The organism is Paenibacillus sp. sgz302190, assembly GCF_059820445.1.
In genome coordinates, this window is the sequence record NZ_JBZYAO010000001.1 from 169,865 (window position 1) to 188,960 (window position 19,096).

The 19,096-nt window shown below is 51.3% G+C and carries 21 protein-coding genes; 18 read left to right on the forward strand and 3 right to left on the reverse strand.

All coding sequences use genetic code 11. The annotated features are described in order from the left end of the window. Positions 1-55 precede the first annotated feature (55 nt). From AC6RNO_RS00845 to AC6RNO_RS00905, 13 genes are all read left to right on the forward strand, one after another. Positions 56-1,171 carry an MGDG synthase family glycosyltransferase gene (locus AC6RNO_RS00845; RefSeq protein WP_474680768.1) on the forward strand — a complete coding sequence of 372 codons (1,116 nt, stop codon included), beginning with the start codon at positions 56-58 and terminating at the stop codon, positions 1,169-1,171. A gap of 86 nt (positions 1,172-1,257) precedes the next feature. Beyond that, positions 1,258-2,460, forward strand: coding sequence for an MFS transporter (locus tag AC6RNO_RS00850; protein ID WP_497104229.1), 1,203 nt, complete (start codon positions 1,258-1,260; stop codon positions 2,458-2,460). Between the two features lie 2 nt (positions 2,461-2,462). After that, the gene (locus tag AC6RNO_RS00855; protein ID WP_474680770.1) at positions 2,463-3,812 is read left to right on the forward strand and encodes a polysaccharide deacetylase family protein; all 1,350 of its coding nucleotides are present in this window, start codon (positions 2,463-2,465) and stop codon (positions 3,810-3,812) included. Positions 3,813-3,966: 154 nt separating this feature from the next. Next, entirely contained in the window at positions 3,967-4,884 is a 918-nt protein-coding gene (locus AC6RNO_RS00860) for a hypothetical protein (protein WP_497104230.1), read from the forward strand. 101 nt (positions 4,885-4,985) lie between these two features. After that, the gene (locus AC6RNO_RS00865; protein WP_497104231.1) at positions 4,986-5,723 is read left to right on the forward strand and encodes an ATP-binding cassette domain-containing protein; all 738 of its coding nucleotides are present in this window, start codon (positions 4,986-4,988) and stop codon (positions 5,721-5,723) included. Next, the gene (locus tag AC6RNO_RS00870) at positions 5,716-6,462 is read left to right on the forward strand and encodes a DUF2705 family protein (protein WP_497104232.1); all 747 of its coding nucleotides are present in this window, start codon (positions 5,716-5,718) and stop codon (positions 6,460-6,462) included. The genes AC6RNO_RS00865 and AC6RNO_RS00870 overlap by 8 nt, the downstream gene beginning before the upstream one ends. 15 nt (positions 6,463-6,477) lie before the next feature. Beyond that, complete coding sequence (locus AC6RNO_RS00875) at positions 6,478-7,956, forward strand: ATP-binding protein (protein WP_497104233.1); 1,479 nt, start codon at positions 6,478-6,480, stop codon at positions 7,954-7,956. Continuing rightward, complete coding sequence (locus AC6RNO_RS00880; RefSeq protein ID WP_497104234.1) at positions 7,953-8,645, forward strand: response regulator; 693 nt, start codon at positions 7,953-7,955, stop codon at positions 8,643-8,645. Before AC6RNO_RS00875 ends, AC6RNO_RS00880 begins: the two co-directional genes overlap by 4 nt. A gap of 272 nt (positions 8,646-8,917) precedes the next feature. After that, positions 8,918-9,781, forward strand: a complete 864-nt coding sequence (locus AC6RNO_RS00885) for a VOC family protein (RefSeq protein WP_497104235.1) — start codon at positions 8,918-8,920, stop codon at positions 9,779-9,781. A gap of 1 nt (position 9,782) precedes the next feature. After that, positions 9,783-10,250 carry a signal peptidase II gene (gene lspA, locus AC6RNO_RS00890; protein ID WP_488436560.1) on the forward strand — a complete coding sequence of 156 codons (468 nt, stop codon included), beginning with the start codon at positions 9,783-9,785 and terminating at the stop codon, positions 10,248-10,250. A 7-nt stretch (positions 10,251-10,257) separates the two neighbouring features. After that, a complete protein-coding gene (locus AC6RNO_RS00895) occupies positions 10,258-11,001 on the forward strand; it encodes a DUF3105 domain-containing protein (RefSeq protein ID WP_497104236.1) in 744 nt (247 codons plus the stop codon). A 76-nt stretch (positions 11,002-11,077) separates the two neighbouring features. After that, entirely contained in the window at positions 11,078-11,953 is an 876-nt protein-coding gene (locus tag AC6RNO_RS00900) for a YitT family protein (RefSeq protein ID WP_497104237.1), read from the forward strand. 282 nt (positions 11,954-12,235) lie between these two features. After that, positions 12,236-12,892 (forward strand): FBP domain-containing protein, encoded by a 657-nt coding sequence (locus AC6RNO_RS00905; protein ID WP_497104238.1) that lies wholly within the window; start codon positions 12,236-12,238, stop codon positions 12,890-12,892. Between the two features lie 612 nt (positions 12,893-13,504). Here the strand turns inward: AC6RNO_RS00905 and AC6RNO_RS00910 are convergent. The 3 genes from AC6RNO_RS00910 to AC6RNO_RS00920 form a co-directional block, all read right to left on the reverse strand. Then, positions 13,505-14,230, reverse strand: coding sequence for a polysaccharide deacetylase family protein (locus AC6RNO_RS00910; protein ID WP_497104239.1), 726 nt, complete (start codon positions 14,228-14,230; stop codon positions 13,505-13,507). Between the two features lie 83 nt (positions 14,231-14,313). After that, the gene (locus AC6RNO_RS00915) at positions 14,314-15,003 is read right to left on the reverse strand and encodes an LrgB family protein (protein WP_474680782.1); all 690 of its coding nucleotides are present in this window, start codon (positions 15,001-15,003) and stop codon (positions 14,314-14,316) included. Next, the gene (locus AC6RNO_RS00920) at positions 14,991-15,374 is read right to left on the reverse strand and encodes a CidA/LrgA family holin-like protein (RefSeq protein WP_474680783.1); all 384 of its coding nucleotides are present in this window, start codon (positions 15,372-15,374) and stop codon (positions 14,991-14,993) included. The genes AC6RNO_RS00915 and AC6RNO_RS00920 overlap by 13 nt, the downstream gene beginning before the upstream one ends. A 201-nt stretch (positions 15,375-15,575) precedes the next feature. On the opposite strand from AC6RNO_RS00920, the gene cidR reads away from it, so the two are divergent. The 5 genes from cidR (at position 15,576) to hxlA (ending at position 19,092) form a co-directional block, all read left to right on the forward strand. Next, a complete protein-coding gene (cidR, locus tag AC6RNO_RS00925) occupies positions 15,576-16,487 on the forward strand; it encodes a cidABC operon transcriptional activator CidR (protein ID WP_497104240.1) in 912 nt (303 codons plus the stop codon). Positions 16,488-16,636: 149 nt separating this feature from the next. Then, positions 16,637-17,239, forward strand: a complete 603-nt coding sequence (locus AC6RNO_RS00930; RefSeq protein WP_497104241.1) for a TetR family transcriptional regulator — start codon at positions 16,637-16,639, stop codon at positions 17,237-17,239. A 1-nt stretch (position 17,240) separates the two neighbouring features. After that, positions 17,241-17,990, forward strand: coding sequence for a type I methionyl aminopeptidase (map, locus tag AC6RNO_RS00935; protein ID WP_497104242.1), 750 nt, complete (start codon positions 17,241-17,243; stop codon positions 17,988-17,990). A 45-nt stretch (positions 17,991-18,035) separates the two neighbouring features. Continuing rightward, complete coding sequence (locus AC6RNO_RS00940) at positions 18,036-18,335, forward strand: hypothetical protein (RefSeq protein ID WP_474680787.1); 300 nt, start codon at positions 18,036-18,038, stop codon at positions 18,333-18,335. Positions 18,336-18,459: 124 nt separating this feature from the next. Further along, a complete protein-coding gene (hxlA, locus tag AC6RNO_RS00945; protein WP_474680788.1) occupies positions 18,460-19,092 on the forward strand; it encodes a 3-hexulose-6-phosphate synthase in 633 nt (210 codons plus the stop codon). The last annotated feature ends 4 nt before the right edge of the window (positions 19,093-19,096 follow it).

Below are 19,096 nucleotides of genomic sequence, written 5' to 3' on the forward strand. Positions count from 1 at the left end.
TTTTTCTCATTTTTGTCCCATACTAGTAGGGAGAATAAAGGAGGAGGCCTTCGCTTTGAATGAAAATCCGCGAATCTTGCTACTTACGGCCAGTTACGGAGATGGGCATTTGAAAGCGGCCCATGCTTTGAAACAGCGATTTCATAAGCGCGGTATTACGCACGTCCAGACAATCGATTTAATGCAGGAAGCTCACCCGTTGATCAATAAAATGTCGACCATTACATATTCATGGAGCTTTCAGGCTTCCCGCTTCGGCCTTAATTATTATGGCTGGAGCTACTATTTAACAAGCCAATCCAGCGAGCAAAATCCGTTAAGCACATGCCTCAACCTGATGGGCAAAAAAAAATTGACGCAAATCATTGCCCGCGAGAGGCCGGATGCGATCGTCAGCACGTTTCCCTACGGAGCGGCGCCTTCGGTCGGCCGGGCACTGCAAATTCCGGTCTACACGATCATAACGGATTTCACGCTTCATTCCCGCTGGGTACATACCGGAATCGATAAATATTACGTCGCCTCCGGCGATTTAATGAACGCCCTCATCTCGTCCGGGGTTCATCCGGACAAAATCGCCGTCACGGGAATTCCTCTGCGGGAAACGTTTGACGAAAATTTGCGCACGGATGCTGCGAGAAATCGGGTTCTGATCTTGGCGGGCTCGCACAGCGTGCCCCGGACTACCGCGGAAATGATCGGCAAGCTTTTGGCGATTCAGGGCATCCGGGTCACTGTTGTATGCGGCCGAAATCAGCGGCTTGAACAGGTCCTTAAGCAGCGGTTTGCAGACAGGCCTCATGTGCGGATATTCGGCTTTGTGGAAAATATCCACGAGCTGATGGCGCACTCCGGCTGCATCATAACCAAAGCCGGAGGGCTTACACTGGCCGAATCGCTCGCCCTGCAGGTTCCCGTATTTATATTTAAACCGTTTGCCGGCCAGGAAAGGGAAAATGCCATTTATTTCTCGGAAAAAGGGGTGACGTCCATCTCCAATCATATGAATGAATTGATTGTCCAAATGGAACGGTTTGTATCCGATGAATCGCGCTTTGACGAAATCAAACTGCGGATGGCCTCGCTGCAGAAAACAAACGCCGCTGACCTCATCGTAAGGGACATATTAACCGAATTGGGCCGATCGGACCCTGCCTCCGCTTATTCTTGAGGCGGGTGCATGATTCTCGAAGCACAAGGGGATACCACTGTATAAGAGCGATGGACTCACGCAATTTGTATAGGTAGGTGAATGACTTGATCCCTAATCTAAGCAAGTTCCTGCCCCGGCACTTTATTTTATATGCCGCCGTTCTATTTTTAGTGGAGTTTGTCAGGGGAGCGTTCCTCGTTTCGTTTTTGCCGACGTATGCGGTGAATCAATTAGGTTTCTCCGTTGCGACCGTAGGAATCGCCGTTTCCATTCATTATATAACGGACACGCTCCTAAAAAGTTTTGCCGGCTATTTATTGGATCGTTTTTCTTTGAGATGGATCGTCAATTTGGGCTTATGCATATCGTTCGCCGGACTTTTGATGGTCCGGTACGCTTACTATCCGTGGGTTCTGGTGGCCGCCGCGGCGGTTTTTGGCATCGGCATTTCGCCTATATGGCTCGTATGCCTCAGCAAAGTAAAGCCGGACAACCGCGCTTCGCAGATGGGGATGCTGTATTCCTTTTGGCTGGCCGGCATCGGCTCCGGTCCGATCGTCATCAATTTTATCATCGACCAAAGCTACAAGACGGCTTTCATCCTGATGCTGCTGCTGTGGGCCGCAAGCTGGGCATTGTCGCTGTTTATAAGCAATGCCAGGCAAAGCGCGGTGATGCAAGTTTCATTCGACAAGCAGCTGGGCATGCTGTGGGATCGTTTGCGGACGATGAAGTCACTCATTCCGGGCATGATTTTGCAGACGACGGCCGCAGGCATGTTAGTCCCGATTTTGCCGAGCTTTGCCGTGAAACAGCTGGGTTTGCATTATTCGCAATATTCTTATATTTTGATTGCGGGCGGTTTGTGTACGATGCTGTTTTTGATTCCGATGGGCAAGCTTTCCGATCAATGGGGAAGAAGATGGTTTTTGATCATCGGTTTTTCCGTCTTTGCCCTTTCTTTGTACGGATTGACGCTGCATCCCGTATTTTGGGCGGCTGTAGTTATGGCTGCCGTGCTCGGTTTGTCCTACGCGGCGGTGCTTCCTGCGTGGAACGCGCTGCTGGCTCAATATGTGCCGAAGCAGCAAGCGGGCATGGGTTGGGGATTGTTCTCCAGCGTGGAAGGAATCGGAGGCATCATCGGACCGGTGCTGGGCGGCTGGCTGGCAGCTGTCTGGAGTGAGAACGCCGCTGTCTTGACAAGTTCCGTGCTGCTTGGCTTTATCGCCGTATATTACTTGATCTTTTCGCCCGAGGGCTCGGGAAACAAGCATAAAGACGATCTTCCAGGGGGAGTGCGCTGAGCATGGATGACTTTATGTGGTTCATCATTATCATATTTTTGATCTATACGATACTTCCGACGTTATTGATCCGTTTGTTCGGATTCGGCGTGTACAAAAAAGGGAAAAACGCAAGCGCAAGCGGAATCGCGCTGACGTTCGACGACGGCCCCGATCCCGAATATACGCCGCAGCTGCTGGATCTGCTCAAGCGTTACGACGTGAAAGCGACGTTCTTCGTTCTTGGATCGAAGGCGGAGAAGCATCCGGAGCTGATCACGCGCATCCATCGGGAAGGCCATTTGCTGGGGATACATAATTATGTGCATTGGGCCAATGCGCTAATGACCCCGAAAAAAGTCAGAAAGCAAATTGAGCAATCCGTGCAGGCGATCGAGAACATCATCGGAGAGAAGCCGGTGCACTACCGTCCTCCGTGGGGCGTTATCAATTTATTCGACTTGCTGCTGCTCAAGCGGTTTCGAATGATATTGTGGTCCTTGATGGTGAGAGACTGGAGCAGTACGGGGGGAAAGGAAAGGATCAAGCGGGAGCTGTTGTCCAAGCTGAACAGCAACGATGTGATCGTGTTGCACGATAGCGGCCAGACGTTCGGCGCGGACGCCGATGCCCCCGATTATATGCTGGAAGCTCTCCAGGAATTCCTCGAAGTATGCAAGCTGAGGGGGTGCGTATTTTTGCGGATTGACGAAAAGATGCGGCTGGACGAAGAAGCGGACAAAGAACCGGTTGTTTTATCGAAAAGAATTCTCGTGTATGTATGGTTAAAGTGGGAGCACTTATTTCACTTTTTTTTCAAAGTAAAACCGGTAAGCCCGCACAACCGGATGTTCTATATCAGACAATGCAAGTATTACGGGAAGACGATCCAACTGCAAGAAGGGGATGAGCTGCGTTCGGGGGACGTTGTTGTCGAGCTGCATTTCAACAATGAGCAGTTGTTCGAGATGGCTTCCAAATCGGGTTCGGTCGTACATCTCGCAGTCCATATGATTCGCGAAGCCAGGCGATGTTTCCCTAACATATCGGAGTGGCTGTCCGAGAGAAACGATGTAAAGGCCTTATACGGCGTCACGATGATTCATCAGGGCACCGGGAAATTGGGATTTACCGTGGAGGATTTGCCGAAAGGCGCATTTGCCCGGCTATCGAAGCTGTACTTGCGGCTCTTGCTTTATATGATGCATCCGGAAGGCAAGAAGCGGCTCAAAGCGCCGGGAAACCTCGCCTCGCCTAAAATCATCGCCATTTCGGCCAAAGAATTTTTGCGCAGATATCCGGTCCGCCCGGACGTACAATTGGAAGTCGATTCGAAAGGGTGGAGCGCCGCCCAGGTCGAGGAAGTGCTATAATCGTTCATATTCAAAGAGCTGCCGGCAGCTCTTTGTTTTATTTCCACATCAATCTGATTTAAGAAATATTTAAGAAATGTTTCACAAGGGTTTCATTTTTGGCACCTATGATTAGCGGTGTAAGACAAATATATACACCGTATAGGAGGATAACATGAAAAAGAAGTGGTTGATTCTGGGAAGCGCTGTTGGGATTAGCAGCATCGTCATGGTAACGACCGGGTTTAGCGCACTAGCCAGCACGTCCGGCTACGATGCCTACAAGTCCGCGCTCAAAAACACGAAAACCGTCAAAAATGTAACCGTCCAAGCCGCTGCGAATCTGCAGGACAATGGAGCTTCACTGATTCAGGCAAGCGGAAGCTTTAAAGTGAGCCCGGATACCAAAACGTTTAGCGGTAGTGCGGACGTAACTTCGAATGGCTCGAAGCAATCGTTTGACATTTATAAGCAAAACAATGAAACTGTATTCAAGTCCGGCGCAAGCGACGTCTATTACGTGAAACAGGAATCGGAGCAAAAGCATAAAAAAGCAAAAGAAACGGCTGATCCGGCCATTTCCCAGCAAGTTGAAACGGTCATCGACGCGCTGGTAGGCAATTTGAAAGATTACGTCGCGGTAAACGAACAGGCAGACGGTTCGAAACAAATTTCCGTTTCCCTTGACAGCACGCAGCTTCCGGCAGTCGTCAATGCGATCGCGCCAATCGCCATTAAAGAAGCGGCCAAAGAGCATGGACAGCGGAGCGCGGCAGACAACAGCGATCCTCAAGATTTGCCGTTCCAGGAAAATTTCCTGAAAGCGGCCGTGCCTCAATTAACCCAAGACATCAAGGTTGAAAAAGTAGCTGTCAAAGCGGACGTGAATGCTTCCAACTATATCGATCATCAGGAAGCCGACGTAACGGTATCCGGAAAAGATGCCTCCGGTACTGCACACCAGGTGACGCTGCACCTGCAGGCGGATCTTTCGGGTTACGGCAGCACGACGCCGGATACGATCGACCTTACGGGCAAAACCGTACAGCAAATCAAGCATGAGCGCGGCGGCAAGCACGAAAACAACGATTAACGAATAAATTCGTTCTTATGCTTTTACACATATTTGAAGCAGACAGGCCTTTTATCTGTACGGCCTGCCTGCTTCACCACAATTCCGAGGAGGAATGCCGGATGGACCCTATACTGGAAACGCAGTGCCTAACGAAAGTTTACGGCAATGAAAGAGGGATACGCGATATCAGCCTTCAGCTGTACGAAGGGGACGTGTATGGATTGCTCGGTCCCAATGGGGCGGGGAAGACGACGTTCCTGAAGCTGATCACCGGGCTGATCCGCGCGGATCAAGGCACGGTCACCTTATTTGGCGCCGATATGTCGGATCGATACGAGGCGGGTATGCGGCACGTCGGCTGCATGATCGAATCGGCCGATTTTCACGATTTTCTGACCGCATGGCAGTATTTGCAGCTGGTCGCGCGATTTTATCCGGGCATCGGTGAACGGCACATGGAAGAAGCGCTGGATGCGGTCGGCCTGCTGAAAGTACGCAAAGAGAAAATCAAACATTTCTCGACAGGCATGAAGCAAAAGCTGGCGTTAGCCGCGGCCATTTTACCGGAACCGAAGCTTGTTATCCTGGATGAACCGACAAACGGCCTCGATATCGAAGGCACGGTCATGTTCCGAAAGCTGATCAAACGGCTGTCCGAAGAAAAAGGGACATCGTTCATCATTTCAAGCCATATGATCCATGAGCTGGAGCAGCTGTGCAACCGGGTAGGCATCATTGTGCAGGGGCAGCTGCAAAAAGAGGGGCACGTCTCCGACCTGCTGCACAGCAATCAATCGCTGGAGCAATTTTATATCAACGAGCTGCAGCTCGCGAAGGGGGATCAGCATTGTGCATAGATGGAAAGCGGGGTATATCAACGAATTGCTTCTGCTGCTGTACCGCAAAAAAGTGGTCATGTTCGGCATCTTTTCGGCCATATTGCCTATACTGCTTGCGCTTTCACTGCACGCGCTTCAGCCTGTATTGGGACTCGTCGCCGTCAGCCAATCGTTTCCCGTTCAAATGCTGGACATCTACACCGCCGTATGGATTCCGCTGTTTATTTTGACGATTACTGCCGATCTGTTTCCGCATGAGGTCGCTTCCCGGACTTTGAAGCTTGCCCTGCTGCGGCCGAATTCGCGGCTGCAAGTATTTTTCGCTAAAACGGCGGCACTGGCCACGGGTATCGCAGCTTTGCTCGTTATCTTGGCCATCGTTACGTGGATTTGCAACCTGTTTGCAGGTACGACGGCAGGCCTTGCGGAAGGAATCGGCATCATCAAAGCTTATGCGGCCGCCTTCGTCTCCATGGTCGCTCTGTCCGCCGTCTTTGTTTGCATCGCCCAGTTTTTTAAAAGCGCCAGCGGCTTCATGGTATTTACTATCGTCGTGTACGCCGCCGCCAAAATCGCTCCGTTCCTGTACAGCCCGGTTTCCGCCTTTTCGCCGGCTTCTTACACGGATTGGCACATGCTTTGGCTCAGTCCGACGGTCGCGGCCGGCAAATTGCTGACAGCTTCGCTTTTCCTGATTTCCAGCTGCATGTTGTTTTTGGCGCTTGGTTACTATAAATTTGACCGAAAAGAAGTGTAAACGGGGAATCCGCTTATGTCGATACGTGTAAAGCTGCTGCTCTCTTACGCAGCCATGCTCATTATTCCGCTAGTCATGATGATCATTACTGCCTTGTTGCTGGTCGTCGTTTTCCGCGGCGATTTTCAAAGCATCCGCGACCAGTACGGCACCGGCGAAGGGTTTTTCGAGAACCACAACGTGGAGCGGACGATGAAAGAGATGCGGCGTACAGCCGAAAAAAATCCGTCGATGCTGGCGGACGCGGCTTATTTGGCCGATCTGGATCAAGAGCTGCAGGCGAACAAATCGTATCTGATCGTCCGCAAGGGCGGCCATGTTGTCTACGTTTCGCCCGCTTTTCAGCAGGCTGAAGTTTTGAACCATTTGCCCGCTTTCGACCGTCCGGGGCATACGGAAAAAGAAGAGCCCGTCCGGTACGGAAACCAGCTGGAAGAAATCATGCATTTCGATTTTATGTACGCAGACCAGTCCCCGGGAAGCGCATTCGCGGTGACGGCCGTCGATCCGCTGGTGAATTTTGCCCAAAAATTTTTCCCGATCTTGTTCATAACTCTTGTCGTTATTCTTATTCTTACGCATACTTTGCTGACTTATTTTGTATCCAGAAGCATCATCAAACCGCTTCAGAAGCTTAAAAACGCGATGAAACGAATGAAGTCGGGCGATCTGGATTTTCATATGGAACCGACCAGCAAGGATGAAATCGGGCAGCTCAGCATCGCATTTGAAGATATGCGCAGACAGCTGCACCAATCGATTCAAACGCAGCTGCAATACGAAGAAAACCGCAAAGAGTTGATCTCCAACATTTCCCACGATTTGCGCACGCCGCTGACGGCCATTCGGGGATATGTCGACGGAATCGGCGACGGAATTGCGGATACGCCGGACAAACGGCAAAAATATATCGAGATCATCTCATCCAAAGCCGAGGAAATGGATCATTTGATCGATGAGCTGTTTTTGTATTCCAAACTGGATTTGAAACGGCTGCCGTTCCATTTTGAAACCGTAGATATTCGCGCTTTCTTATTGGATTGGTCGGATGAACTGGAATTTGAACTTGGAAAAAAAGGCGTCCATTATGATTCGGATATCATATTCGAACAGCAGACAAAAGTGTCTATTGACCGTGATAAAATAAAGCGGGTATTTTCCAACATTATGGACAATTGCATTAAATATATGAACAAACCGGAGAAGCGCATTCATTTGCGGGCTTGGAAAACGGATGAACATGCCGTCATCGAACTGACGGATAACGGGCAGGGGATCGATACGGCTGCGCTTCCTTACGTATTCGAGCGGTTCTACCGGGCGGATCCTTCCAGAAACAGCCACACGGGCGGCAGCGGGCTTGGCCTGGCCATCTCCAAGCAAATGATCGAAGGCCACGGCGGGACGATCGAAGCGCGCAGCGTGAAGGGCGAAGGCACTTCCATAACGATCACACTGCCGCTTAAAACGGATAAAGACGGTGATAAACGATGAACCAGAGTATTTTAATCGTAGAAGACGAACAGCTTATTGCCGAGTTGGAACGAGACTACCTGGAGGTCAACGGCTACAAAGTCGATATCGCAACCGACGGCGAGCAGGGCTTGACGCTGGGCATGAGCGGGGAGTACGACCTGATCATTTTGGATTTGATGCTGCCCCTGATCAGCGGTTTCGAGGTATGCAGGCAAATTCGCGAGAAGCATAACATTCCGATTCTGATGGTAACCGCCAAAAAGGAAGATATCGACATCATCCGCGGTCTCGGACTCGGCGCCGACGACTACATTACGAAGCCGTTCAAGCCCGGGGAATTGGTCGCCAGAGTCAAGGCGCATTTGGCCAGGTACGAGCGGCTGACCGGTGCCAATGACAACAAGGACGAAATTCGCGTCCACGGGCTGCTGATCGATTACGGTTCGCGGAGAGTTTTTGTGAACGAGCGGGAAGCGATTTTGACGACGAAGGAGTTTGATCTGCTTTATTTCCTCGCTGTGAACCCGAACCGCGTGTTCAGCAAAGACCACCTTTTCGAGCGGATATGGGGGATGGACGCGCTCGGCGATTCCCAGACCGTTACCGTCCACATCCGCAAACTGCGGGAAAAGATCGAAGCTGGCGCCTCCAATTCCCAATACATTGAGACCGTATGGGGAGCGGGTTACAGATTCCGGTTAAATTAATGCGCCAAAAGCTTAAGTCGTGCCAGTGACCGACTCACTTGCGGGTTAAGCTCTTTTGGCGTTTTTTGTGGAGTTCCATACGGCTGCTGTCATGAGAACCGTCGATTTACCGCCCGCAGTCGGTTTATACAGGACAGCTGCCGGCGAAATGAGCGGAGCGGGTGCGCAAAAACATAAAACTTTACACACGAAGTTTATTATTATACACTAAGTTACGAAAAGTAATTAACTTTCGTAATTCGATGATGTGATTTTCAGAAAGGAATGATCGTATGGCTGGGCAAATGGATGCAAATATCCGGCTTGGAGAATTGAAAGTGAAAGTCAGTCAGCTGGACCGGTCCGTCCGGTTTTATCAGGATGTCGTCGGCCTGAAGGTGCTGAGTCTCGGCGCCAATACGGCCAACCTTACCGCGGACGGGGAAAGCACCTTGATCGTGCTTGAGGAAGTTCCGAACGCCATCGTCACACCACGGCGGTCTGCGGCAGGGCTGTATCATTTCGCGATACTGCTGCCCGAAAGGAAAGACCTCGGACTTTCCTTGCGCAATCTGATCGAGTCCGGCATTCACATCGGTCAAGCGGACCATCTGGTGAGCGAAGCTTTGTACATTACCGATCCCGATCATAACGGCATCGAAATTTACCGCGACCGCCCCCGCGACAGCTGGCGCCGCGACGCGGAAGGCAACTACGTGATGGCAAGCGATCCCATCGATTGGGACGGCTTGCTGGAAGAAGCCAAAGGCCGCGACTGGCAAGGGCTGCCGGCGGGTACGACGATCGGGCACGTCCATTTTCATGTAAGCGACCTTGAGGCGGCGAAGCAATTTTACTGTGACGTGCTGGGGTTCGACATTGCCGCTGACGCCCGGAGACAGATGAGCGCATTGTTCATATCGGCAGGCGGCTACCATCATCACATCGGACTCAACATTTGGGCTGGAGTCGGGACGCCGGCGACGCCGCCGAACGGAACGGGGCTTGCTTATTTTACGATCCGATTCCCCGATCAAGCCGCACTTGCGCTTACGCTCGAACGGCTGCGGCAAGCGCAAATTCCGGCCCACGAACAGGCCGGAGCATGGGTTATTCAAGATCCGTCCAATATCGCCATAAGACTGGTCCTTGCTTGAGATGCTTTTTTATCTTATAGCACTGCTGGTTGTGGGCGTCGATCAGTTGTCCAAAATATGGATCCGCCTGCACATGCAGGTCGGCGATTCGATCGTGATCTGGAACGGCGTTCTGGAGTTTACCCGTTACGAAAATAGCGGAGCGGCTTTCAGCTCCTTTCAGGGTTACGGTCGCTTGTTCGTACCGGTCGCCGTCTTTTTCGTCGCCGCCGTCCTGTATTACCGCCGGAAAGGCGTGCTGCAAGGTCCCGTTAAGCAAGCGGCAGCCGCGTTCCTCGTCGGCGGTGCTACCGGCAACGCAGTGGACCGGATCCTGTTTAACCAGGTAACGGATTTCATTCATTTTCAATCCAAGAACGGGATATTGAATGCTGCGGATTACGCGATTAATATCGGATTGATTTTGTTTGTGCTTGATGTGTTGATATTGTCCAAACTCTCACTTTTTACTCGAAGAACGGAAGGTTAACACAATTATGGATATGAATCAAATGGATCATTCATCGCATGCAGCAAGTTCTTCATACTTATGGCTGCTGTTACTCGGCATCGGTCTTCTTGCGCTCGCTGTAATCGGATACGTCTATGCGTCCAGACTGAACAAAGAAAATACGAGCCGGTTGAAAAAAGATCAGAAAGCCGCTTTGAAAAAGAAAAGCAAAACCGCGCTGCTCGTTTCGCACGCGCTGCTCGCTGCCGCCGTCCTTGTTACCGGAACGTACTTCATCGTGAACGCAAGCGGCAAATATAACGTTGAGGCTTTAAATTTCGGCGTTCCGATTCAAGTAACGACCGATAAAGATTACGGCAGAGGGCATTCCGACGATCCGCAGCATTACGAGATGAAAATTCCGACATCGGGCACGCACAGTCCCCACGATCTGAAATTCGGCTTTTACACGGAAAAACCGCCGACTGAGAAACTTGTCCACAATTTGGAGCATGGAGATATCATCATCTACTACAAACCGGATGCGGACGCAAGCGTAATCGAGCAAATCAAAACGCTCTCCAAGTACAAAAAAGCGGGTTCAGGCGTACTCGGAGTGCCGAACACGGACATTCCAGCCGACAAACAGATCGTCGTGAACGCGTGGACTAAGACGATGGAATTGACGGCGTTTGACGAGAAGCAGATCGGCACTTTCATTTATCAGTATATAAATAAAGGGCCGGAGGTCATTCCTCCCGAGATCAGGCAAGGCGGCGGCACCATGTAAGAGCGCAAGGGAAGAAGAGAGTAGAACCCGTCGGATTGGATATAATAGGCGGAAGAAACTTTCGGAGGATTCCCGCATGCATACCGTTATCGCCCAACATCCCAAACTTTCGAAAATAAAGCTGATTCGACGCATCTTTTTACTTGTGCTCGGATCGGCTTTATTTTCAGTTGGCCTGGAAATTTTTCTCGTCCCTAATCAAATTATCGACGGCGGCATTACAGGCATTTCGATTATGCTGGCGCATTTGTTTCATCTGCCGCTCGGGCTGCTGCTGTCCGTGCTCAATCTCCCTTTTCTTTACGTCGGTTACAAACAAATCGGCAAAACGTTTGCCGTCTCGACGCTGTTCGCCGTCATCTTGATGTCCGTCGGCACCGCACTGCTCATACCGGTCAAGGCGATTACGGTAGACCCGCTGCTTGCCGCGGTATTCGGCGGCGTCATTCTGGGCATCGGCGTCGGGATGGTCATCCGCTCGGGCGGTTCCCTAGACGGGACCGAGATCGTCGCTATCCTGATCAGCAAGAAGTCTCCTTTTTCCGTAGGCGAAATCGTCATGTTCATCAACTTGTTTATACTCGGGAGCGCAGGCTTCGTCTTCGGCTTCGATCATGCGATGTATTCCCTGATCGCCTATTATATCGCTTTCAAAATGATCGATATTACGATCGAAGGGCTGGACCAGTCCAAAGCCGTATGGGTCATCAGCGACAATTCCGAGGACATCGGGGCCGCATTGAACGACAGATTGGGCAGGGGAGTTACTTATCTCCATGGCGAAGGCGTCTTTAGCGGCGGCGACAAAAAAGTCATTTTCACCGTCATTTCGCGGCTGGAAGAGGCCAAGCTCAAGTCGATCGTGGATGAGATCGATCCTTCGGCGTTTCTTGCTGTCGGCAATATTCACGATGTCAAAGGCGGAAATTTCCGCAAAAAAGATATCCACTAAAGCCGATGCGGCAATCCTCAGCCGGGACACAATCCCCGGACGGGATTGAGATAACGGGCAATTTTGTTTATAATATCCATATCGCCGGACGTGGAGGTGGTACAGATGGCAATTAGAGATTGCCGGATTGGCACAGTCTCATGCAAAGCCCATTTTAGAGGCGATACTTTGCATGGGCGTACAATTGTTCCAAAATAATCGCCCGAACAAAGCATACATCGTTTCTAATACTTGGCTTTGCACCTTATTTCAATCTATTAACAAATAAGGGGCTGGACCTGTATGTGTGAACCATTTATTAGAAACCATCAATATAATTTTATTAAAAAGCAGGCGCATTTGCTGCTGCAAACGCTCAGAACGGTTGCCGATCCGAAGGTGCTGGAATCCGTCAGATACGGCACGGAAACGAAAATAGCGGAACTGCTGCAGGAATCTGCAGACGACGACCGCAAACAAATCGTGGAACGGATCTCCGCATTGGAAACGGCAGACGATTTCCAAACGTATTTGAGGGCGGTAGAGCCGCATTTGGCGGCATTTCCGCAAATTTCGGAAAAACAGATTCAGAAGCTTTTTCCGAAAAACAAGAAACTAAAGGTTCCTGATTTATCGACGATTGACTACCGTTATGTAACTTATTTGAGCTGGATCGACATCTCGACCAATAAATTGTTCATGGTTTACCATAAAGACGGGCAGTTCGTTGGGGTTGAGGGCCGATTTACGCCCATTAACAAGAAAAGTTATTGCTTTTTATGCGGCAGATACGAGGAGCTCGCTTTATTTACGGCGATATCCAAAAAAAAGCCGGCTCATTCTTCGCCCGATTATTATAAAGCGGTAGGCAATTATTTGTGCATGAACGGCCATGAATGCAACAAAAACATCACGGACATTTCCGCTTTGGAGAAGTTTGTGGAAAGTGTAACAGGCTAGACACAGCTCATTAGACGGGGGCTGTCCCATTAGTCATAATAATGACGAAGGGACAGCCCCTTGTTTAATATATTTCTCTAACGTGCCTCTTTTGCCGGTGCTGATGTTGGCACAGCACTCTTTCCTCATTGCGCCTCTCCCGGCGCAGGGGGTCACAGAGCCGGCTGTGTAAGCCGGTCTGGGGGGAAACCTGCGAAAATCAGGCTGCTGAAAAATACCCATGTTAGAGGAGATAACGATAATTTGCCCGACTGCACGAAGAAAACCTGCAAAAATACATGAATTTACATCCTTGATCGCTGTCCACGAACAATTCCTCAATTGTGCAGGCTTTTCAGCCGGGACATGGGCTTAGGTTCACTTTCAGCGAAAATTCCTGTACTTTTGCAGGTTTTTCCTAAAAACAAGCCAATTTCAGAGGAGAAACCTGCACTTTCGCAGTTTTTTCCTAGCAAGCTGATTTCTGCCCAGTCGTGCAGTTTCATGACCTAACCGGGTGAGGCGCAAGCCCAAAAAAAGCGGCTGTCCTCCAAATTACCCTTACTCGTTCGTTCTCCTAGCCCAAACAGAGTGTTGCGACTTGCTCAATTATAGCGCAGCCGCCGATGCGCTTTACGGCTTTTTGGCGGGAATCGCATTGCTGTAGCTCAACAGCTCGGTAACTGTGACAAAACGGTAGCCCCGCTGTTTCAATTCCGGTAATATCTTTTTCAAAGCGTCAATGGTCTGAGTGGGACCCTCTACATAATCGTGAAATAGGACGATATTCCCATTGTTGGAGTGTTTCAACACTCGGTTGACGATTTTGTCCACCCCCGGGGTGCTCCAATCTCTGGTGTCGAGCTGCCATGTCCACATAATCATTTTATAGCCTTCCTGCTTGACGATGTCGACAAGCCGTTCGTTAAAAACGCCGCCCGGCGGACGAAAGAGATGGCTGCGTTGTCCGGTAATGGAGCCGATCAGCTCCTCCGTTTGATTGATTTCTTTTTTCATATTTGTTCTGCGGCTTAAATAGGCGTGGCTGTAAGTATGATTGGCTATTTCGTGTCCTTCATTGACCTCCCGCCGAAGCAGGTCCGGATTCAGCTTCACTTTATTGCCGACGACAAAAAAAGTCGCTTTCGCGTCATATTGTTTAAGCAGATCCAAAATTTGCGGCGTATGCTCGGGATGAGGGCCGTCATCGAATGTTAAGGCAATCACTTTCTCACTCGTCGCTACTTCCCAAACAACTTCTCCGCGGGATTCGTAATATTTTCGATCTTTCTGGGGGGCCGCCTCCGCAGCGGTCTGAAACAGCAAAAAGCAAATGCTTAGCGTTATCAGAATTCTCATTTTGCCTCCAATGTCATGTTGATCTGTTAGGAACTAGCATACGCCAATACCTGAAAAATTATCAGAACATGAAGGAGGCCGAGCTAAAAAACAAACCGTTCCAGAAGCCGCATCACCCATGGCGCGGCGCACAACGTAAAGAAAGCCGTCAAAATCATTGCGATCGAAGAGATGGAACCGGACACGGAGCCGAATTCGAACGCTTTGGTCGTTCCGGCCGTATGTGCACTCGTTCCGAACATAATGCCTCGGGCGATGTCGTTATGGATGCGGAATGCCCGCACCGCAAGCGGCCCGACGATGATGCCGAGCAGCCCCGTCACCATGACGAATACGGCGGTGATGTTCGGTATGCCGCCGATCGATGCGGAAACCGCAACCGCAATAGGCGTAGTTGCGGAGCGCGGTGCGAGGCTTTCCGTCAGATTCGCCCCCAGGTGAAGCCAGGCGGAGAACAGCGCCGAAGTCAATATCGCAAGGACAGCTCCGCAAAACACGCTGATCACGATCGTCGCGCCATGCTTTTTGAGCATGGCAAAATTTTTGTGCAGCGGAACAGCCATGGCCACAGTAGCCGGACCGATCATGTCCGTCAGCACGCGATTGCCTGCGGCGTAGGCTTCATAAGGAATGTGCGTATACGCTACCGCCGCGATCAGCGCGATCGGAACGAGCAGCAGGGGGGACAGCCACACAAACGGAAAAAGGCGGTAAAGCTGTCGGCAAGCGTAATAAAACAGCACCGTCATGATGAAGCAGCCTAATGGGAGCATGTTTCCCGCTTCCTTTCTTTGCGTTTGGCGAGCAGCTGCGCCAGCAGGCCTGCACCGGCCATCACGATGATCATGCTTGCGAAAATAACGATAAAAATGCGCAGCCCGTTCGTGAGCAGCAGGGACTTATAAGGAATCATTCCGACGGCGGAAGGGATGAAGAACAGCAGCATTTCCGCCAGCAGCCATTTCGAGCCGAGGTCAACCCATTCCAGCCGGAGAACTCGCGTTTGCAGCAGCGCAAAAATGAGCAGCATGCCCGCAATGCTGCCGGGAACAGGGACGTGCAGCCAGCCTGTCAGGGCATTCATTCCGAACGAAACCGCGGTGAAAAACAAAACTTGCGCCGCGACCAGGAGAGCTTTTCTCATTCCCCAGCCTCCTTCGTTTTTTGAACCGCATTCTTATTGGCGAATAAACCTACCTCTAAACGCGGTCGCTCATCTTCGAAAAGACCTCGATAGAGGTTTATCTCATGCAAGTGTACATGAAAGCTTTTCATAGGTAAAATGAATAGTATGAATGTCATGCATTCCATTTATCTATACAGAATGGGGGAGTGGGGGAGTCTTATGGATTTGCGCCATTTGCAGTATGTGCTGGAGGTAGTTCGCTGGAGCAGCTTTACAAAAGCGGCCGAGGAGCTGCATCTGACACAGCCGACCATCAGCAAGACGATCAAAAATTTGGAGGACGAGCTGGGGGTTGAGGTGTTTGTCCGCAACGGGAAGCGGATCGAGCTGACGGATGCAGGGCAGGTCATTATCAAACACGCCGAGCCGATCATGAAATCGTTCGAATATTTAAAGTCGGAGCTGAACGATTTGACGCACTTGAAGCACGGAAGCATTCGGATCGGACTGCCGCCGATGGTAGGCTCGAACTTTTTTCCGGTCGTCATGAGCAAGTTTCGGCAGCGTTATCCCGGCCTTGCGATCCACATGGTCGAAGACGGCTCCAAAAAAATCGAGGCCGGCGTCGCCGGCGGCTTGCTGGACATGGGCGTCATTTTGCTGCCGACGGATGAGGAGCTGTTTCATGCGTTCTCTTTCGTCAAGGAACGGCTGAAGCTGGTCGTGCACCCGTCCCACCCGTTGGCCGGGCGCACGCAGGTATCGCTGGCCGAGCTTGCCGCCGAGCCGTTTATTTTATTTCGCGAAGACTTCGCCCTGCACGACCGGATCCTTGCGGCCTGCAAACAGCAGGGCTTTGAGCCTGCCGTGCTTTTTGAAAGCTCGCAATGGGATTTCATCAGCGAGATGGTCGCGGCCGGCCTCGGCATCGCGATGCTGCCCGAGACGATTTGCGCAGCGCTCGATCGAAGCCGGGTGCGCCTGCTTTCGCTGGTCGAGCCGGAAATTCCGTGGCAGCTGGCCATGATATGGAGGCGCAACGGATATTTATCCTTCGCAGCCCGGGAGTGGATTCGGTTTACACAGCAAATGTTGGAGGAAATGGCCGGCGATGGACCTTTTCCCACATAGATGGGTGCCTCACCTCAAATATACGGCTTGTCGACGCCTCTTTTGAAGCGGGGAATTCGTGCAGTGTATTTTCGGGTTGACGGGAAAGGAAAATTATTGTATTTTTATTTTGACATTGCAGTAGGTCAAAAAAGGAGGGCTTTCCGATCATGTCTCCCCGAACGAAAGAACAGAACGAAGAGATTCGTGCGAACCGGATGCAGCAAATGCTGCGGGCGGCTGCGCAGGTGTATATCGATAAAGGCATAACTATGGAAATGCGCGATGTAGCGGCCCAAGCCGCACTCGGTTATGGAACGGTTTATCATTATTACAAAAATAAATACGAATTGTTTGACGATTTGCTGTGGTGTGCTTTCGAACAGGCGAAATCGGTCACGGAAACCGCTTTGGGCGGCGGAGGACCATGGCCTGAGCGGCTGCGGAATTATATCGTGCTCATGCTTCGCCAGTGGTCGGAGGATCTTTCGGTGTTCATCCTGTACAAAATGTCGGCGGAAAATTTTCACCAGCTGCCCGACGGCCGCTACCGGGAGCTGTCCCAGCGGTTCCACGAAGAGCTGTACTTGCCGCTGGCGGAGGTTGTGCGGGAATGCGCCGGCGGGCGAAGCCCGGAAAAGGCGGCTAACATGCTGATTGGCTCGCTGGTCGGCTATGCCGGATTGCATATTCATCATCAGCATGAAGAGATGGATGGCGACGAGGCTGCGGAAACGCTGCTTACGGGAATTTTGCCGGGAGGGAGCAGGTAGTATGGTGACTTTGAAATCGGCGGCGGAAATCGAAGAAATGAAAATAGCCGGGAAATTCGTGGCGGCATGCCACAAAAGAGTGGCCGAGTTGATTCGCCCGGGCATAACGACGCAGGAGATTAACGACGAAGTGGAGCGGCTTATCACGAACGCCGGAGGGAGAGCGCCCACTTTGGGCTACAATGGCTACCGGTATGCAACGTGCGCTTCCGTCAACGATGTGATCGCGCACGGGTTCCCGAACAGCAAGCCGCTTCGGCAGGGAGACATCGTCACCATTGATATCGTCGCGGAGCTGAACGGTTGGGTCGGCGATTCCGCATGGAGCTATGCGGTCGGCCCCGTCTCGGAGGAAGCCGAGAAGTTGATGCGGGTCGCGAAAGAGTGCATGTACATCGGTATCGAACGGGCAACCGTCGGCAGCCGGATCGGCGATGTCGTCCATGCGATTCAACACCATGCGGAGCAAAACGGTTTTGGCGTCGTGCGCGATTTGCTTGCCCATGGAGTGGGTAGAAGCATGCATGAGGAGCCTAATTTTCCGCACGTCGGGTCGCCGGGCAAAGGATTCCGCCTTAAGGAAGGAATGGTTTTTACCATTGAGCCGATGTTGAACGCGGGAACGTATCGCATGACGATCGACGACGACGGTTGGACCGCGCGAACCGCTGACGGGAAGTTGTCCGCTCAGTATGAACATACAATTGCCATTACGAAAGCGGGACCTGTCATTTTGACTGCGCCGGAATAATTCCGGGTATAGTCGACAAAATCTCGCGGGGGGAGAAGAGAGAGCATGGATAATGGAAAAAAACAATTCGTATCGAAGTGGCGGGCGAAACGTGAAATGGGCAGAAGAAAATACGTGCTCATGCACGGTTTTCTCGGTTTTGGGGTCGGGCTCGCACTGCTTTTCAGCATGATCGAACTGATTACGAACGGATCGTTTATTTTGAGCTATATGATTGCGCGGGTTGTCGTGCTGCCTACGATCGGGATTATTATTTTCAGCAACCGCTGGGATTCGCTGGAGAAAAAATACGAACGGTTGCTGCAGGGATCTTCCGCCAAAAATCCGAGAGGCCGGGCCGTGTAATACGCCAATAGTATCCTCCGCGTAACTACCGCACGCCAAAGTGCCTACTTCCTTAAATGAAATTAAGGTTCTACAATAAGCATGTGTTGAAGAACAACTTTATTTCAGAAGGAGCGATACGAGGATGGAACTGCAATTAGCACTGGATCTAGTAGATATTCCCGAAGCGAAGCAAGTGGTTGCGGAGGTAGGGGAATATATTGATATCGTCGAAATCGGCACGCCGGTCGTCATTAACGAAGGGCTGAAAGCCGTAAAAGAAATCAAAGAGGCGTTTCCGTCGCTGCGCGTGCTGGCCGATCTGAAAATTATGGACGCCGGCGGGTATGAGGTCATGAAAGCGTCCGAAGCGGGAGCGGATATCATTACCGTTCTGGGAGCGTCCGACGATTCGACGATTCGCGGCGCGGTAGAGGAAGCGAGAAAGCAAAACAAAAAAATTATGGTCGACATGATCAACGTGAAGGACATTGAAGGCAGGGCAAAAGAAATCGACGCTCTCGGCGTTGACTATATCTGCGTTCATTCCGGTTACGACCATCAGGCCGCAGGCAAAAACTCTTTCGAAGAGCTTACGGCGATCAAGCGCGTCGTCAAGCATGCGAAAACGGCGATCGCAGGAGGCATCAAGCTGAATACGCTGCCGGAAGTTATCAAAGCCAATCCGGATCTGGTCATCGTAGGCGGCGGCATTACCGGCCATGAAGATAAAAAGGCGGCCGCGGCGGAAATGAAACGTTTGATCCGTCAGGTTTAACCGC

What these genes read in the sequence shown, in the direction of transcription:
- AC6RNO_RS00930 (WP_497104241.1), top strand. Translation starts at nt 16,637, where the DNA reads ATGTCTCCCCGAACGAAAGAACAGAACGAAGAGATTCGTGCGAACCGG.
- AC6RNO_RS00895 (WP_497104236.1), top strand. Translation starts at nt 10,258, where the DNA reads ATGGATATGAATCAAATGGATCATTCATCGCATGCAGCAAGTTCTTCA.
- AC6RNO_RS00885 (WP_497104235.1), top strand. Translation starts at nt 8,918, where the DNA reads ATGGCTGGGCAAATGGATGCAAATATCCGGCTTGGAGAATTGAAAGTG.
- AC6RNO_RS00905 (WP_497104238.1), top strand. Translation starts at nt 12,236, where the DNA reads ATGTGTGAACCATTTATTAGAAACCATCAATATAATTTTATTAAAAAG.
- lspA (WP_488436560.1), top strand. Translation starts at nt 9,783, where the DNA reads ATGCTTTTTTATCTTATAGCACTGCTGGTTGTGGGCGTCGATCAGTTG.
- AC6RNO_RS00915 (WP_474680782.1), bottom strand. Translation starts at nt 15,003, where the DNA reads ATGCTCCCATTAGGCTGCTTCATCATGACGGTGCTGTTTTATTACGCT.
- AC6RNO_RS00900 (WP_497104237.1), top strand. Translation starts at nt 11,078, where the DNA reads ATGCATACCGTTATCGCCCAACATCCCAAACTTTCGAAAATAAAGCTG.
- AC6RNO_RS00875 (WP_497104233.1), top strand. Translation starts at nt 6,478, where the DNA reads ATGTCGATACGTGTAAAGCTGCTGCTCTCTTACGCAGCCATGCTCATT.
- map (WP_497104242.1), top strand. Translation starts at nt 17,241, where the DNA reads ATGGTGACTTTGAAATCGGCGGCGGAAATCGAAGAAATGAAAATAGCC.
- AC6RNO_RS00865 (WP_497104231.1), top strand. Translation starts at nt 4,986, where the DNA reads ATGGACCCTATACTGGAAACGCAGTGCCTAACGAAAGTTTACGGCAAT.
- AC6RNO_RS00920 (WP_474680783.1), bottom strand. Translation starts at nt 15,374, where the DNA reads ATGAGAAAAGCTCTCCTGGTCGCGGCGCAAGTTTTGTTTTTCACCGCG.
- AC6RNO_RS00855 (WP_474680770.1), top strand. Translation starts at nt 2,463, where the DNA reads ATGGATGACTTTATGTGGTTCATCATTATCATATTTTTGATCTATACG.
- AC6RNO_RS00880 (WP_497104234.1), top strand. Translation starts at nt 7,953, where the DNA reads ATGAACCAGAGTATTTTAATCGTAGAAGACGAACAGCTTATTGCCGAG.
- AC6RNO_RS00910 (WP_497104239.1), bottom strand. Translation starts at nt 14,230, where the DNA reads ATGAGAATTCTGATAACGCTAAGCATTTGCTTTTTGCTGTTTCAGACC.
- hxlA (WP_474680788.1), top strand. Translation starts at nt 18,460, where the DNA reads ATGGAACTGCAATTAGCACTGGATCTAGTAGATATTCCCGAAGCGAAG.
- AC6RNO_RS00860 (WP_497104230.1), top strand. Translation starts at nt 3,967, where the DNA reads ATGAAAAAGAAGTGGTTGATTCTGGGAAGCGCTGTTGGGATTAGCAGC.
- AC6RNO_RS00940 (WP_474680787.1), top strand. Translation starts at nt 18,036, where the DNA reads ATGGATAATGGAAAAAAACAATTCGTATCGAAGTGGCGGGCGAAACGT.
- cidR (WP_497104240.1), top strand. Translation starts at nt 15,576, where the DNA reads ATGGATTTGCGCCATTTGCAGTATGTGCTGGAGGTAGTTCGCTGGAGC.